This is a genomic window from Paenibacillus sp. MMO-177 (assembly GCF_037147795.1).
GTDB lineage: Bacteria > Bacillota > Bacilli > Paenibacillales > Paenibacillaceae > Pristimantibacillus.
Genome location: NZ_JBBCUR010000008.1, coordinates 183,045 through 199,062 on the forward strand (window position 1 = coordinate 183,045; position 16,018 = coordinate 199,062).

Annotated in this window: 11 protein-coding genes; 1 reads left to right on the top strand and 10 read right to left on the bottom strand. The window is 53.9% G+C overall.

Annotation, left to right across the window (positions count from 1 at the left end; translation table 11 throughout):
- Nucleotides 1–2: 2 nt before the first annotated feature.
- Together WFK81_RS23585 and WFK81_RS23590 are read right to left on the bottom strand one after the other, a co-directional pair.
- Nucleotides 3–917: a sugar phosphate isomerase/epimerase family protein gene (locus tag WFK81_RS23585; protein WP_336788977.1), complete on the bottom strand. Its 915-nt coding sequence runs from the start codon at nucleotides 915–917 to the stop codon at nucleotides 3–5.
- A gap of 77 nt (nucleotides 918–994) precedes the next feature.
- Nucleotides 995–3,289, bottom strand: coding sequence for a beta-glucosidase (locus WFK81_RS23590; protein WP_336788979.1), 2,295 nt, complete (start codon nucleotides 3,287–3,289; stop codon nucleotides 995–997).
- A 114-nt stretch (nucleotides 3,290–3,403) separates the two neighbouring features.
- On the opposite strand from WFK81_RS23590, the gene WFK81_RS23595 reads away from it, so the two are divergent.
- Nucleotides 3,404–4,633: a helix-turn-helix domain-containing protein gene (locus tag WFK81_RS23595; RefSeq protein ID WP_336788981.1), complete on the top strand. Its 1,230-nt coding sequence runs from the start codon at nucleotides 3,404–3,406 to the stop codon at nucleotides 4,631–4,633.
- Between the two features lie 78 nt (nucleotides 4,634–4,711).
- Here the strand turns inward: WFK81_RS23595 and WFK81_RS23600 are convergent, their stop codons facing one another.
- The 8 genes from WFK81_RS23600 to WFK81_RS23635 all read right to left on the bottom strand — a co-directional run bounded on the left by WFK81_RS23600 (nucleotide 4,712) and on the right by WFK81_RS23635 (nucleotide 15,465).
- Nucleotides 4,712–6,043 carry a prolyl oligopeptidase family serine peptidase gene (locus tag WFK81_RS23600; protein ID WP_336788982.1) on the bottom strand — a complete coding sequence of 444 codons (1,332 nt, stop codon included), beginning with the start codon at nucleotides 6,041–6,043 and terminating at the stop codon, nucleotides 4,712–4,714.
- Between the two features lie 81 nt (nucleotides 6,044–6,124).
- On the bottom strand, nucleotides 6,125–6,637 hold the full coding sequence (locus tag WFK81_RS23605) for a helix-turn-helix transcriptional regulator (RefSeq protein WP_336788984.1): 513 nt from the start codon (nucleotides 6,635–6,637) through the stop codon (nucleotides 6,125–6,127).
- Between the two features lie 250 nt (nucleotides 6,638–6,887).
- Nucleotides 6,888–8,423 (bottom strand): glutamine-hydrolyzing GMP synthase, encoded by a 1,536-nt coding sequence (gene guaA, locus WFK81_RS23610; RefSeq protein ID WP_336788985.1) that lies wholly within the window; start codon nucleotides 8,421–8,423, stop codon nucleotides 6,888–6,890.
- An 84-nt stretch (nucleotides 8,424–8,507) separates the two neighbouring features.
- The gene (locus WFK81_RS23615) at nucleotides 8,508–8,864 is read right to left on the bottom strand and encodes a hypothetical protein (protein ID WP_336788986.1); all 357 of its coding nucleotides are present in this window, start codon (nucleotides 8,862–8,864) and stop codon (nucleotides 8,508–8,510) included.
- 285 nt (nucleotides 8,865–9,149) lie between these two features.
- A complete protein-coding gene (locus WFK81_RS23620; protein ID WP_336788988.1) occupies nucleotides 9,150–11,618 on the bottom strand; it encodes a DUF4129 domain-containing transglutaminase family protein in 2,469 nt (822 codons plus the stop codon).
- The gene (locus WFK81_RS23625) at nucleotides 11,596–13,077 is read right to left on the bottom strand and encodes a DUF58 domain-containing protein (RefSeq protein ID WP_336788990.1); all 1,482 of its coding nucleotides are present in this window, start codon (nucleotides 13,075–13,077) and stop codon (nucleotides 11,596–11,598) included. Before WFK81_RS23625 ends, WFK81_RS23620 begins: the two co-directional genes overlap by 23 nt.
- Complete coding sequence (locus tag WFK81_RS23630) at nucleotides 13,074–14,096, bottom strand: AAA family ATPase (protein WP_336788992.1); 1,023 nt, start codon at nucleotides 14,094–14,096, stop codon at nucleotides 13,074–13,076. The genes WFK81_RS23625 and WFK81_RS23630 overlap by 4 nt, the downstream gene beginning before the upstream one ends.
- A gap of 73 nt (nucleotides 14,097–14,169) precedes the next feature.
- Entirely contained in the window at nucleotides 14,170–15,465 is a 1,296-nt protein-coding gene (locus WFK81_RS23635) for a polysaccharide deacetylase family protein (RefSeq protein ID WP_336788994.1), read from the bottom strand.
- Between the last annotated feature and the right edge of the window lie 553 nt (nucleotides 15,466–16,018).

Here is a 16,018-nt window from a genome sequence, read left to right on the forward strand (position 1 = left end):
TTTTATATGTACTTTCTTATAATCTCTAAATCTTGGCGGATGCTGGAAAACTTATCGGCTGACTCTCCCTCGTTCTCCACCAAGGCATACTGTACATGTCCCATCGAACGGATCTGCTCATAAACGCCTGCGAAATCAAATCGGCCGGTGCCAAGATCAACAAAATCCTGTGGGCCTACGTATTTCTGATAAGCCTCGAACGGGCTCTGCATATTGTCGCCTTCCCGCTCTGCCGCCTCCAATATATTAAGCTGGCCCTTAAGCTCGTGAGCCAAATCCTTCTGGTGAATGATATCGCAGCGGTCTCCAAGCTTGGTCATAACTTGAACGGGATCGAGCCCCGCGCGCATCACCCACGCCAAATCCACTTCGAATTTCAGATAAGCGGGATCCGTATTTTCCAGCAGGACATCAAACAGCGTTTCGTTGCCGATGGACTTGAATTCATGAGCATGGTTGTGAAGATAGAACCGGAAGCCGTTATCCTTCATTTTTTTGCCGATTTGGTTCATTTGCTCCGCGGCTCTAAGCGTATCTTCCCGATTGGAAATCCATACGGAAGGCAGCACGATACGTTCGCAGCCGATCCCGCCGTAATACCTCATCAGGCTGTCCCAATCATTCGAATTCAGATCTTCCCCCGGCTTTGCCCCTTCGTGAACCGCAATGGCGTTAAGCCCAAGCTCCCGGCATTTGTCCCGCAGCGATTCCATCGGAATCTCGTCGATATAACGCGTGAAGGATTTCATGTTGAAGCCGATCAGCTCGATATTCTCATACCCTGCTTCGGCAACCTTTCGCAAAGTGCCGAAGTAATCCTCGCCAAGCTCCCTGTACACCGAAAAAATATTAATGCCCGCTTTCATCGTCATTTTCTGGCCTGCCTCCTTCATCGTGATCGATGATTTATCGTTCATCTGTATCATAACGAACTGGAGCTAAACTCTCTTTCGCGTAACCGACATCATTCTTTTGAATTTCCGCACAACGCTTATTAGAGTTGATTGAGCTGTGCCAGAAGTCCGTCCAGCATCTCGTCCGTAAAAGCGCCCTGGCTGAAAGAGACCATCGCCCGCAGCGGCATGTATTTCATCATCTCGGCAAACATCTCGCCCGTGCCTTCGCCCATCGCGTCTTTCATTGAATCGCTGTCCATCGTAACGCCCATGCCCGACTGGAAGCTCTGAACGAGCCCTTGCACAACCGGTGCCCGGTCCGGGTCGCTCATCAGATCGGCAAGCAGCGTGCTGCGGTCGACTTTTGTTTTTACTTTAACGGTAGATTCGACTGTAAGAGTATCGCTCAGCGCAATATCCTCGGAGGAACGTCCGATCAGGATTTCATATTGGCCGGATTCCACATGCCAGTCTCTTAGCAATACGTTGTAATAAGCGAAGGAGCGTTTGTCCAGCGTCAACGTTACCGCCCTTGCCTCGCCTGGCTGCAAGTCGACCTTGGCGAACCCTTTCAGCTCTTTCGTTGGACGCATAACGGTGCTCTCCACATCCCGCACGTACAGCTGCACGATTTCTTTACCCGCCCGGGTGCCGGTATTCTGCACGGTTACCTGTACCTCCAAGGTATCCGTGTCCCGCATGTCCTTACGGCTCAGTAAGAGGTTGGAATAAGCAAACGTCGTATAACTAAGCCCATGTCCAAACGGGAACAGCGGCTTTACCTGCTTCGTGTCGTAATAGCGGTACCCGACAAAGATTCCCTCGCGGTATTCGACGCGGTTGCCTTCGCCAGGGAAGAACAGAAACGAAGGGTTGTCGCTGAGCTTCACCGGGAACGTCTCGGCCAGCTTGCCGCTTGGATTTACGATGCCGAACAACACATCCGCAATCGCGCCGCCAACGGCTTGGCCGCCCAGATACGCTTCAAGCACCGATCCCGCCTGGCCAATCCAAGGCATCTCGACCGGGGAACCGCCCAGCAGAACGACCACCACGTTGCTTTGCACGGCGGCAATCGCCTCAATAAGCTGATTCTGATTGGCGGGCATCCGCAGGTGCTTGCGATCGTAACCCTCGGATTCGTAACGGTCCGGCAATCCCGCAAAGATGATAGCGGCATCGGCGCCCTTGGCAGCTTCGATCGCCTGTTCCAGCAAGCTCTCGTCGGTATCGTCACTATCCGCATGATAGCCTTGCGCGTACGCAACGGAAGCGGCATCACCCGCAAGCTTTTGAATTTCCTCAAACGGCACATCGATCTGCGTAGGTTTAATATGGGAGCTGCCGCCGCCCTGATATCTTGGCTTTTGCGCGAATGCGCCAATAACGGCCAATTTATGATTTTGCTGCAGCGGGAGCAGATTTCGTTCGTTCTTCAGCAGTACCATCGTTTCCCCGGCAACCTTCCGGGCAAGCGCATGATGCTCCGCACGGTCGTAATCGGCTTCAGGCTTCCTGTTGTCCACGCTCTTGAAAATAAGACTCAAAATCCGTTCAACCGCGCGGTCGAGCACCTCTTCGGACAGATGGCCGCTTTGGACAGCATCTACAATTTTTCGGTCGTTGACGCCGCCGCTTGACGGCATCTCCAGCTCTTGGCCGGCAGCGAGGCCGTCCACGCGGTTATTGTTCGCTCCCCAGTCCGTCACGACAAGGCCTTCATGGCCCCATTCGCCTTTAAGAATATCGGTAAGCAGGTAAGGATTCTCGGAAGCATACGTGCCGTTCACCTTGTTATAAGCGCTCATGACCGTCCATGGCTGAGCCTTGCGTACCGCGCCTTCGAAGCTGGCCAGATAAATTTCGCGCAGCGTGCGCTCATCCACTACCGCATCGACGCCCATCCGGCGGTGCTCCTGATTGTTAACGGCAAAATGCTTCAGCGAAGTGCCCACGCCTTGGCTCTGAACGCCGTTAATGTGGCTGGCCGCAATCTCGGAGGATAGATAAGGGTCTTCGGAAAAATATTCGAAGTTGCGTCCGCAAAGCGGCGAACGTTTAATATTGGCTCCGGGTCCAAGCAAGACGGCGACATCCTCCGCTTGGCACTCCTCGCCAAGCGCCTCGCCGACTTTTCCAATCAGCTCGCGGTCCCAGGAGCTTGCCATCCCGGCGGCAGAAGGGAAGCAGGTCGCAGGCACGCTCTCGAAAATGCCAAGATGATCCGTTCCGCCCTGCTGCTTGCGCAGCCCGTGCGGCCCGTCCGTCACCATAATGCTCGGGATGCCCAAACGCTCCACGCCTTTGAGCCGCCAAAAATCAAGACCCGAGCACATTCCTGCTTTCTCTTCCAGAGTCATTTCGGCTAGTAGTGCCTGAATATCGCGCTTCATCTGAAATCCCCCTTAAAAACATCTTCACAATTCTCGCCTTCATTTTCTCATGAATGCGCTTACTTTTATGGTATAATAGTCAGAAAAATTGTACAGTTCTGAGGTGGGAATAACATGGAGAATGCCGTTTATTCACGAGATCTTTCTCATTTATGCAAGCTGATTCAGGAGAGCTGCCGCCTTCCCGTTTTTTACACCCAGAACAATCAGCTTTCCATAGATGCTGCCGCCGCGGCAAGCATTCCGTTAAGTCCGTTATTTCCCGATCCGGAGGGTCTGGTTCAATCGCTTCTCGCGCCGGATACGGAATTCCCTTCGATTCGCACGACCAACTTTTGGGAGCAGTTCATCATTATCCCCGTCAAGCGTGAAAGCACAAGCAAAGCATTTATTATAGTCGGCCCCTCCATGGAGGAGCTTCCGGCAGAGGAGCATAGGGCCAAGCAGCTGAACGATTATCAAATCTCCTACCGGGAAAAGTCTGACTGGACCGCTTATTGGGAAAGCTTGCCCAAAGTCAATCGGATGCGGCTGCTCCATATCTGCGTGCTGACCAACCTACTTGTTAATCAAGAGGCGCTCGAAATTACCGACGTGCTTCAGTACTGCTTCAAATACACGCAGCCAAAAGCATTCAAAAGAGATGTCGAACGGACCATGTCCGCCCACAGGGAGTCGCTCACTTTTCACCAAAGCTTGATAGAGGAAAAAAAGTTTTTTAATTTTATCCGGGTTGGAGATCCGGCAGGACTAATGAACAAATTAGCGGAGTTTTCCTATGGCGGCGCCGGCGTGTTATCCAAACGCAGTCCTATCCGCAGTCTAAAAAACCTTGCGATTTGCGGCATCGCGCTTGGGATGCGGGCAGCGATCGAAGGAGGTCTGTACGAGGAACAGGCTTACATGCTGAGCGATTTGTACATTCAGCAAATTGAGGAGCTTCATGACATCCAGACGGTGAGGGCCGCCATGGAAGGCGCGCTGCTGGATTTTGCGGAGAGGGTCCAGCAATGCCGGAGTCACGTCCTTTCCAAGCCCGTAAAGGCTTGCCGGGAATACATCTACACCCATCTCTACGAAGAGATTACGGTAGACAAGCTGGCGGCCGTATCGGGGCTGAATAGCGGCTACTTAATGCATCTGTTCAAAAAGGAGACCGGCCAAACCATCGCTTGCTATATTCAAAAAGAGAGAATCGAGGAGGCCAAAAAGCTGCTCCAAATGACTGGAGATAACATCTCGTCCATTGGGTCCCGCTTGGGCTTTTACGACCAGGCGCATTTCATCAAAGTGTTTAAGAAACACGCGGGAACGACGCCGAAGCATTATCGGGCTACGTTGTAGAAAAAGAAGGGCTGTCCTCTCAGCCGTTGGCTTTGGGGCAGCCCCTTTCCAATCCGCATTGTTATACGAACACGCAAATTACTTTTTATCTAGAGACTGACTGGCCAGCCATGTCATAAGCGTTGTTTTTTTCCCGTTTATTTTTTCGGCAACCTGATTGTTATACACGTAAATCCATGACCAGTGTCCGTCATATTCGAACGGCGTACCGTCCGCTTTTTTGTATAAGCCGGAAGTATCGATTACACGATCGAACAAGGAGAAGTGAACATCTTTGGCTCCAGCCTCGACTAATCTTTTATAGGTCGGAACAACGTAATCCTGGACCGGAACGGTCTTATCCGTTTTTGCCGCTATGAACCAGATCGGGAGGTTTTTCATGCTTTGAATATCCGCATCCGTAATGAGCGAATCCTTAAGCGCCTCGCATGTCGGAAAAGCCGCTGCAAAGTATTTGGAATAGTCACGGATCATCAGCATGGTCATATACCCGCCGTTAGAATCTCCGCCAATATAAATCCGGCTTGGATCGATGTCTTTGTTCGTGCTGACATAATCTTTAATGAGTTTCATTAGCGCATCTTCATATTTGGAAGTGCCGTCTCCGAACCCATTGTTGCCATCCATCCAATAGGTTGGCGTTTGAGGGGCCAATACGTAAGCACCGCCGAAATAGGATTGAATCTGCTCGGAAGCAAAGTTAACGGCTTTGTTGCCGGCAATGGCAAGCGTCGGATCCGTGCCGCCTTCTCCCATGCCATGGAGCCAAATAATCAAAGGGTTCTTCTTCTTGTCTTTCACCGGCGAATAATGAGCATAAGTTAATTGAACACCGTCATAGGAAGCTTTGCCCGTCGAGAAATCGTCCACGAGCACTCTTACTTCGCCTGCTAAGGTATCCATTACTAATCCGGAAACTTTCCCTGACGGCGTAACGATGTCCTTTTGCTGAGTAATCGTATACTTGCTTTCAATCCAATCATTAAGATAGGTGCTCATACTGAAATTCATGGCCGATCCTAACGTTACTGTCGGGCCGATCTCCATTTCGAGCACAACGTATTTCCCTTCTTTTACTGCGGCCTTTCCATCCTTATCCGCGACATAAGCTTTTGTTACTTTACGGTCCCCTTCTTCCAAAAACGGCTTTTCCAGCCGGAAATCGCTTCTGACCACATGCACTTTGAACGTATCCGCCGCTATGGATTTTACCGGGATCGGCTTGCCTACATCGACAATAACCTTCGTTATCGCAGGCCCCCAATCCTTGATTTCCGTCACTGTCCGGTATGATCCCGGCTCCGCCTTCGCTTCCGCAGCCAGGGTTCCCGTGCCAAACGAAAGGGTCGTACAAACTGCCAAGGTACATAAAAGTGTCGTTCTTCCGCGTTTTTTCATTGCCATTAACATGCTTACTACCTCCTGGTCTTCTGTCAGATTTGAAAACCTTCACAAATAGAAAGCGCTTACTTATATTATTTTAAAAAAAGATTAGCTTATAATCCCATCTTTTATTATCTTGTCTATGGTCAAATCCTGACTTTTGCAGCTTCTCTTTTTTCTATATTGATAGGGCGTTTCATGGAAGAACGCTTTAAACACCCTGATATAGGACTTTTCATTCGGGAAGCCATGGTTTAATGCAATCCGGAGGATGGGGTAATCCGTATTCATGAGATCGGCATACGACTTTTCAAGACGGACAGCCTGAATATAATGCAATACGGTCATTCCTGTGTGTTTATGAAAAAATCGGGACAGATATTCAGCAGATAAATGAAACCGGGTGGAGAGATGGTCAATCGTTAGATTCTGACGATAATTTTCTTTGATATACCCCGCGATCATGGACAACCGCTCCAAATATTTCTGCGTTGTAATTTTACCGTTGTTCGTTTTTTGAATTTTAAAGTTTTTTAATAGGATATAAATTAACTCGTAGGACAAACCGGTTACTTTAATATAAGCCAAAGGATCAACCTCAATCTTCTCGTAAGCGTCCACGATAAACAGGTAACTGACCATCGGTTTTTACCATTTCATATTTGTATTCCATCCCATAACCTCCAGCGTAAATTAGGCGCGTACAATGGATATAACATCCTCATTCGTAATATATGATAAAGGTTTGCAACTGAAAATTCGAACAAGAAACTGACTATTTTATAGCACAAGGCTGACTTTTTCGGAAGCCTTGCCGGTGAGGATAAAAAAAATGACCCCTGTTCAATACAGAGGTCATCATTATTAAATCCTATTCCCACTCGATCGTAGCCGGTGGCTTCGAAGTTACGTCGTAAACGATACGGTTAACGTTGTCCACTTCGTTAACGATACGAACGGAGATTTTCTCGAGAACATCCCAAGGGATACGCGCCCAGTCGGCTGTCATGCCGTCAATGGACGTTACCGCGCGGATGCCGACCGTGTACGAATACGTACGCGCGTCACCCATAACGCCAACGGACTTCATGCCAGGCAGAGCTGTGAAGTACTGCCAGATCTCGCGGTCAAGACCTGCTTTTGCGATCTCGTCACGCAGAATCGCATCGGATTCGCGAACGATGTGCAGCTTGTCTTCTGTTACCTCGCCAAGAACACGGATCGCAAGACCCGGACCTGGGAACGGCTGACGGTGCACGATTTCGTCTGGAAGACCGCATTCTGCGCCTACTTTACGAACCTCGTCCTTGAACAATGTCTTAAGAGGCTCAACGAGTTGGAATTTCATATCTTCAGGCAGTCCGCCCACGTTATGATGCGACTTGATCGTCTGCGCCGTAGCCGTACCGCTCTCGACGATATCGGTATACAGCGTGCCTTGTGCGAGGAAATCGAACTCGCCAAGCTTAGCCGACTCTTCGTCGAACACGTAGATGAACTCGTTACCGATAATTTTACGCTTTTGCTCAGGGTCGGTAACGCCTTTCAGCTTGCCAAGGAAGCGCTCGCTTGCGTCGATCTTCACAACTTTCATATCGAACTTGCCGACGAACGTCTCCATTACGCTCTCAGCCTCGTCTTTACGCAGCATACCGTGATCGATGAACATGCATGTCAATTGATCTCCGATCGCTTTGTGAATCAGCATAGCAACAACCGAAGAATCTACGCCGCCGGACAGACCGCACAGCACTTTTTTATCGCCAACTTGGTTGCGGATATCACGAATCGTATCTTCAATAAACGATTCCATCGTCCAGTTGCCTTCGCAGCCGCAGACGTTGTACAGGAAGTTGCGAATCATTTCGTTGCCATATACAGAGTGACGAACCTCTGGATGGAATTGCACCGCAAAGAATTTACGGTCAGGATGGCTCATAGCAGCGATTGGAGCATGCTCGGTGCTTGCGTCGACGCGGAAGCCCGCAGGCGGCTCGACTACAAGATCGCTATGGCTCATCCATACCGTTTGACGCGCGTCCAGGCCATGTGCCAGGTGGCTGCCTTCCGCAAAGTCCACTTCAGCTTTGCCGTACTCGCGCTTGCCTGCGCGCTCTACTTTGCCTTCGAGCTGATGCGACATCATTTGCATGCCGTAGCAGATACCAAAGATTGGCACGCCCAAATCGTAGATAGCCGGATCTACGAGCGGGGAATTTTCTTCATAAACGCTTGCCGGTCCTCCCGAGAATACGATACCTTTCGGCTGCAGTTCACGGATCCGTTCTACCGACGTGTTAAATGGCAGCAGTTCGCTGTATACGCCCAAATCGCGGATGCGGCGTGCGATCAGCTGATTGTACTGTCCCCCAAAGTCGAGTACAATGATAATTTCATTCTTGTTCATTACCGAGCCTCCCTCAATTAATGTAGTAATTATATATATAGCCCTTTGGACGAGTCAAGGTAGGGGAGCATGGCAAAACCCGATTTATGTCGACATTTCGGTGGCATTATGGCAAATGAATGTCAGATCCTCGCCAACGCCACCCGCGGAATGCTGTAGAATGATACTTCCGTTCCTGGTCAGCAAAAAATTGCTTTTGTACTTCTCGCGCAGCTCTGCCGGCTTCAGCGACCTTTCCTTGCGGACGGCATCCTCCGGTCCGCCTACCAGCTCGGGTGTATCGTCTTCATTCTGTATTTGAATGGGCATCTCTTCCTCTGAATACGCATTAGGCTCAGTCTGTGCATTCCCGCCCTGCTCCTTCTCGTGATGGGTTGCGCATCCCGCAGCTGCAGAAATAAGCAAAATGCCGATAAAGAAAGCCGCAAGTAATCGAATCAATGGAAAATCCCCCTTCTATACGCAGTCATGTTGCATATTTCCATATTATTAGCATGGCAACTGGCGGGGAGAGTATGCATATCGGTGGGAAAGTGTCTGGCAAGTACACAGTTCAGTCGGCTTAAGGCCCCTCAGGGACCTTAAACACTCGAGTAGCTGCTTCTTTTGCGGTGTTAAGGTCCCTGAGGGGCCTTAACTGTTCTAAACATGCTCATTGGGCTGCCCCATGGCGCGGTTCAACCAAAAAAGCCCGTCCCCGGTTACTCTCGGGGGACGGGCTTTGATTTATTCGGCGGCTTGCACGGCGGCCGCCGGAACGGCTTTGCGGGGCTTGCCGAGCAGCGCGTTCATCGCGGAGGCAAGCTCCTCCGGCGACGGGGCGGTCCATTCGCCCCGCTGCCCGAACCGGGCGGCATCGTCCCAGGCGATGAACCGCCGGAGCGCTTCGGCGCGCGCGCCGGGCATCGACGCCGACACGGCGTCCGCGTACTCGCGTGCGGTATGATGCGGCGGCCGCGCCATCATGCGGCGGCCGAGCAGGACCCACGCCGCGGCGGATACCGCGGCGAACTGCTCTTGCGCGGCGGCGCGGCCAACGCCATGCGCCGCGGCGTACCGGCGCAGCGCGAGCGCGAGGCGCAGCCGCCTGCGCTGCGCCGCTGCCGCAAGGCCGGCCGCGAAGAGCAGCGCGGCCGCGCCTGCGGCGGCCAGCGCGGCGGGCGAAGCCGCCGCCGCGCCATGGGCGGCGCTCCGCGCCGCCTGCGCGAGGGCATCCGCCCCTCGCGCTACGGCCGAGGCGGCGTGATTCACCGCCGCCTCAAACCGCGCCAGCATGCCGTCCGTTCCGGCACCGGCATGACCTGGCGCCCCCGCATCATCGGCAGCTCCGCCAGCCGATGAAGCCCCATCGGACGCCGATGTCCCGGCGTCCGCTCCCGCTGGCCCCATGCCGCCGGCAAAGCCCGGCGTCGGGTCGAACGGCACCCAGCCGGCACCCGGGAAGTACACCTCTACCCAAGCGTGCGCATCCTTCCCGCGCACGTTGTAGAGGGTCCCCGCTGTGCTCGCAGCGTCCGCTCCCGCCGTTGATACCGGCGTGCCGGATACAAAGCCTTTTACCCATCTCGCCGGAATCCCTTCCTCTCGGAGCAGCACGACCATCGCGCTGGAGAAATGCACGCAATAACCGCGCTCCTGCTCAAACAGGAAGTAGTCAACAAAGTCCGCTCCCTTTGGCGGAACCGCGCTGTCCAGTGAATACGTATAATTGTTCCTCAAATATTGCTCGACCGCTTTCACCTGATCGTAACGGTCGGTCCCTGCATCTCCGACAATCTTGTCCGCCAGCGTCTTCAAGCGGCCTGGCAAAGAATCCGGCAGCTGCAAATAATCCGACAGATCCGTCTCTTCGGTTTGCGTAATCGCCGCGGTTTCTCCCGCAAGGGCGGAGCTGTCAGCCTCCCGCAACAATGAGGTATCCGTAACCGGAAGCCGGCTCTCGACGGTATACCGCTCCACCTGCGCTTGCTTATCCGCCGAATACAGAGCGCCAGCCTGCTGGTCCTCCACATACGTGCTTAATTGACGGTTGGGATCAATTGCCGAGAGACTTAGAACGCGTCCTCCATTCCCGGCGAAAAACAGCGGCAATCCCTGCGAAGTGGAAGGCTCGGTCATAATGACCGTCTGCCGGATGGTACGGTTATCCCCGGAACCGCTGATCGCAAGCTCGGACAGCTTATTTCCGTATTCCACCGGATGCAGCACCTTGCCGCTCCAGCTGCTGTCCCAGCCGCGTCCGTTATAGACGGCTTTGGATTCACCTCTCCAATAGGTCCGAACCGGCGAAAAACCGCTGAATACCACCGTATCGTCTTGGGTTAGGGAAGCCCCAAGCTCCCTGTCGTCGAAGCCATACCCGGTCATGCCGCGGCCTTGCCCCGCGTTGCCCATAGCCGCCTGCATGGCCGCTGAATAATTCTCCTCGCCAAGCTCCACCATTGCCTGTTCGAGCCGATTAGCCGCGTTTACGGTCCATGCCGAAGGCTCCGTCTGCCTCGGCTGCCCGCTGGATAACAGCATTCCGACGCCTACGCATAAAAGCACCAGAAATTCGCCGGCAGCCAGCCATTTCGGATGGAGCTGACGGTCGAACTCGCTGCCGCCGCCCTGCATCCGCCTTACTCTGGCCATCGTTACGACGGCGCCTAACAGCAGGCCTTCCGCGGTTGCGCGAAGCAAGCCGTTAAACACGTCGATTCCGACCCAGGTATGAAGAATCAGCAGGTAAGAGACCGTGATCGCCGTCAGTCCCAGGGCAACCTGCCTCAGCCAGACAAGCGCCTGCAGCGCGGGAGCCAGCATGGCCCAGCCTACGAAAAGCAGCAGCGTCCTCAGCTCGCTCGTCATCGTCCACATGCCGTAGGTGAACAGCTCTTTAATATCTCCGGCCAGCATGCCTGGGTAATTCACCAGCCACTGCAGCGCGCTTTCGTCATTTCCTTTAAATAGCAGCATGATCGTCATGACGCATAAGACGCTGTTCATCAAGAGCGACATATACCAGGCCGGGCGAAAAAGCCCCATAACCATCACGCAGCCGACCACCGTCAGCAGCGGGCCTATCTGATAGACATCCGCCCATTCCTTGTAATGGAGCCATGGGAGGAGCCATTCGGCCAATAGGCCAAATAATAAGACGGTCGTCAGTAACCGGAAGCCAAGCGACCCGTTATCGGGAGAGGAGTCTCGCATGCTGGCCGCCTCCTTCCGCCGTTTGCGTCGGACGGTTCATCTTGTCCGGATAAGCGAGCCAGTTGACGGACAACCCCGCCTCTTCCAGAAGGCGCTGCTGCTCGCGCATCGCAAACGTGAGAACCGATTGCTTCGTGACGACATGCAGACAAATTCTGCATTTCTGATCGGCGGCATATGCGGCAAGCTGAATCCAGCTTTGGCCGCTTTTCCAGTCGGCGGTATAGACATGGATTGCTCCGCCGGGCTTTAGACCGCCAAGCTCTGTCCGGAGGCAGTCAACGGAGACCGCCGCCTTCGTGAGCTTCAGCTTCGCAAGCCGTTCCAGCAGCAGGTCTACCTGGTGACCGGCTTGGCCGCCCCGCTTCTGCTTCTCTTTTGTCCCTGTACCGGCTTCCCCTGCAAGGAGCCGGACATCGCATCCGTCCGCCGCCGCGCGTTTAATCCCTCTTGCCAGCCATGCAAGAGAAGCGTCAAATAACCGCCCGTCATGATTAAATGCAGCGCTATGCGAGTCCGCGATCATAATAATCTCGGCCGGCTGCTCGAGCAGATGCTGCTTCGTGAACATCCCACGCCCTTTTGCCGCAGCCCGCCAATTAATATGCCGCATCGAGTCCCCGTCCCGGTACGGTCTGCTGTCCGGTCCAATTCCGGCTTGCTGCAGCAGCTTGTTGGCGGTGATGTCGCTGATCTCTCCGCCGTCGCTTGTAAAAGCAGCCGATGAATCGCCCGATACCTGCTCCGCCATAGCTCCGTGCAGTTGCTCTGCCTGGCGCCCCAACTGCTCCGGAAGCGACGGGACGGCTACTAAGGTGCCCGGACATTCCAGCTTTTTGTGAAAAGCCGTAAGTCCAAGCCAATCGCCAACCGTTACGGTCACTTGGCCGAATTGATGCTCTCCGCGCCTGACGGCAAGAACGGAATAGCTGATCTCCATCTCTTTGCGTAGCAAAGGCGCCGCAAGGTAACGATAGTCCAAGCGCGTCTTTTTTGCCGTGCTGGTATTGACCATTCCGTCGTGTACGGCTATCCATACAAATGGCACAATGGAAGAGCGCTTCAACGTCAGCCGTATAACCGCCTCGTCGCCGTCCTTGATTTTGGGTTCAAGAATAACCCGGCTGACCGTAAGGCCAAAGGTCGAGAGCAGCGGCATAACAATAGATAACAACGGAAGCAGGCTCAGCACAATCAGCATAAAAGTCTCCACCGCCCCGCCCCGGGCAAGCATGCCGGCCAGACTCATCAGCCAGCCGGCCGATATAAGGAGCCAGGCTCCCCAACGGGTACGGTAAACCGAAGGACGGGCAGACTGCACCGGCTCTTCCAAAACCGCTTCCTGCGCTCCGGCTGCCGGCTTCGTTTTTTTAAGGGCAGATGGAGGGAATCCTTGTCCCAGCTGTCCTTTGGCCGCTTCCGCCATCATGACATTCGAGTCGTTTCCCTGCCTCTTCATTTCTGCCTCCCTGCTGCTTGACCAGGGGCAATGGACGCGGGCAACGGCGTGCTTCTCATAATTCGGATTAACGTTTCGGATACCTGTCTTCCCCCGGCGCTTACGCCGTTCAGCCGGTGTGCCAGCACAGCCTCACCGGTTGCAAACAGATCGTCCGGCAGCACGTATCTTCTTCCCTCTACGTAAGCTCTAGCCTGGGCCGCGCGCAGCCAGTCGCGTCCCGCGCGCGGACTTAATCCCAGCTCCAGCTCCGGAGCGCGTCTAGTCGCATCCGTCACCTTGGCCATATATTCGAGCAGTCCGGGATGGACATGCGCCTGCCGCACCTCGCGCTGCATCCGCAGCCATTCCTCCAGCATCAGAACCGGACGCAGCTGATGAGACTCCAGCCTCGAGCCGGACGCATACTGCTCCAGCATTTTCGCTTCGTTCTCCATAGACGGGTAGCCAATGGACAACCGCATCATGAAACGGTCCAGCTGCGCTTCCGGCAGCGTATTGGTCCCTTCATAACTTAACGGGTTCTGCGTCGCAATAAGCACAAACGGCTCCGGCAGCTTGCGGGTCTCCCCTTCCACGCTGATTCTCCGTTCTTCCATCGCTTCGAGCAGCGCAGATTGCGTTCGCGGCGAAGTCCGGTTAATCTCGTCCGCCAGAACAATGTTGGCCATAATCGGCCCCGGCCGGTATACCAGCTCGCTGATCCGGCTGTCCCAGACCGCTCCGCCGATAACGTCCGCAGGCAGCATATCCGAGGTGAACTGAATCCGCTTGAACTCTCCGCCAAGCACGCGGGCAAAAGAGCCCGCCAGCATCGTTTTCCCGACGCCAGGCACATCCTCAAGCAGCACATGGCCGCCAGCCAGCATAGCCGTCAGCAGCTGAGTAACCGTTTCTCTTTTTCCTAGCAAAACCTGATCTACTCTATGAATAAGCCTTTGCAGCAGCACCTGCGGCGGCTCGGGCCAAGACTGCGCTTCCGCTCTTCCCTGCAAGCCTTCGAATTTCGGCACGATCATCTCTATCATCGACCTCCTGAAAAATAGCTTCTCTATCTTTCAGTATCGCCACGCGCCTCTCTATTTAGACCTGCTAGACGGAAGACGGTTCAACCCAAATCTCTCTTTTGTCCGTTGTTACCGTAATTCTGCTTATCCCAAAATGAAACCGCTGAAGCGTCTCTCTTAACGGCACCATGATCCGGCTTGGCATTGACGTTCCGCTGCCCCCTACCTCCGCTGCCGTCCAGCTTACGTTTTGATTATTCACCATCGCTTCGGCAACCCCGTTTGCCATGTCGAGACGGATAATGCCGTGAAGCCCTAAAGCCAGCTGTCGAAGAGGAACATCAATGGTGCCGTTCAACATTGTGTAATCCTGCGGGGCAAAAGGAATGTCTTCCCCGCCGGCATGAATGATTAAGCTTTGGGTATTTTGCTCTGGCAGGTTCGTTCTCGTCCGGGCCGTATATTGTACGAGGGTCTGCATCTCAGCAGCCGTTACATTTGGTCGCTTCCATTTAAGCGACGGCGCGAGACGGAACTGAATCGGCTTGACCTGATCGGTTAGGACCGCGAACTGATACCCTTTCTTTTTGAAGAAATCGATCACCTCCGGCAGCGCCTTTACCGACTCCTCGTGGATAGAGCTGTCATGCATCAGCACAACTACCTTGCTGGATAGCCTGGAGCCTTTAACGGTGTTTATGATCTCTTTGGCCGGAACACCAATCCGCGCCGAGTCGCCGCTGTCCACGTTCCAGTCGTTGACGATGTAGCCGGCCTTGGCAAGAGCGTCGTAATATCCTTGGTCAAAGTTGCCAAACGTCCCTCCCGGCGCGCGCAGCAGATTCGTGCGTATACCCGTAACTCTATAGATTTCATCGTCGGTATCCATAACCTGCTTGGCGAAAACGGAGAAGCTGCCGTACAGCTCTTTATAGACATGATCGTACGTATGATTGCCGATGGCATGGCCTTCCTGCACGACCTGCCTCGCGATATCCGGATACTGCTTCACTTCCTCGCCCAGCATAAAAAAGGTTCCCTTCACGCCCTCCCGCTTCAGGATCGCAAGAACCTCCTTTGTCTTCTCGCTTGGGCCATCGTCAAACGTCAAATAGACGATTGGCTTGGCCGCCGCCGTCTTTGCTTCCTCCGCGCTATAACTAACCAGCCGGTCCGCTAGAATCGGATAGCCCGCGCCTTCTTCCTGATGCTCGACGGGTTCTTCCGCGGAGCTACCGGCAGCCGCAGCCACCTCGCTCGCCAGCCCCGCATGCGCCAGCTCGCTTGCTGCCTCCCCCTGGTAATTCGTTACCGGATCGGCTCCCAGCAGCCCCAACCATAATACAACCAAACATAATCCCGTCTGCACCAGCAATCGCATTTCATTTGCCACCCTTCTCTACTCTCGTAAGTAATAATCCATTCCATAGAGTATATGAGCGGCAAATCTAGCAAATGCCCCGTTAAACATTAATTTCGCATATCGTTTTGCCTTACGCCTAACTTAACAACCCCTTCTTTACGTTCTACCCACAGCCTGCTATTCCGACTCTCGCACCCGTCACCATCCACTCCAACCGCCTGCAGCAGGCTTTTTGCCTGCTATTCCGCCTCCACCCCCATCTCCATCCGCTCCGACCGCCTGCAGCAGGCATTTTCCCTGCTACTTCGCCTCCCGCACCAGCCTCCGACGGCTCACATCCGCTGCAGCACGGTTTTTTCCTCTTATTCGCTCCCTTTCAACTCTCGCCATTCCACCACATCCGCTGCAGCACGGTTTTTTCCTCTTATTTGCTCCCTTTCACCTCTCGCCATTCCACCACACTCACTGCAGCACGGTTTTTTCCTCTTATTCGCTCCCTTTCAACTCTCGCCATTCCACCACATCCGCTGCAGCACGGTTTTTTCCTCTTATTTGCTCCCTTTCACCTCTC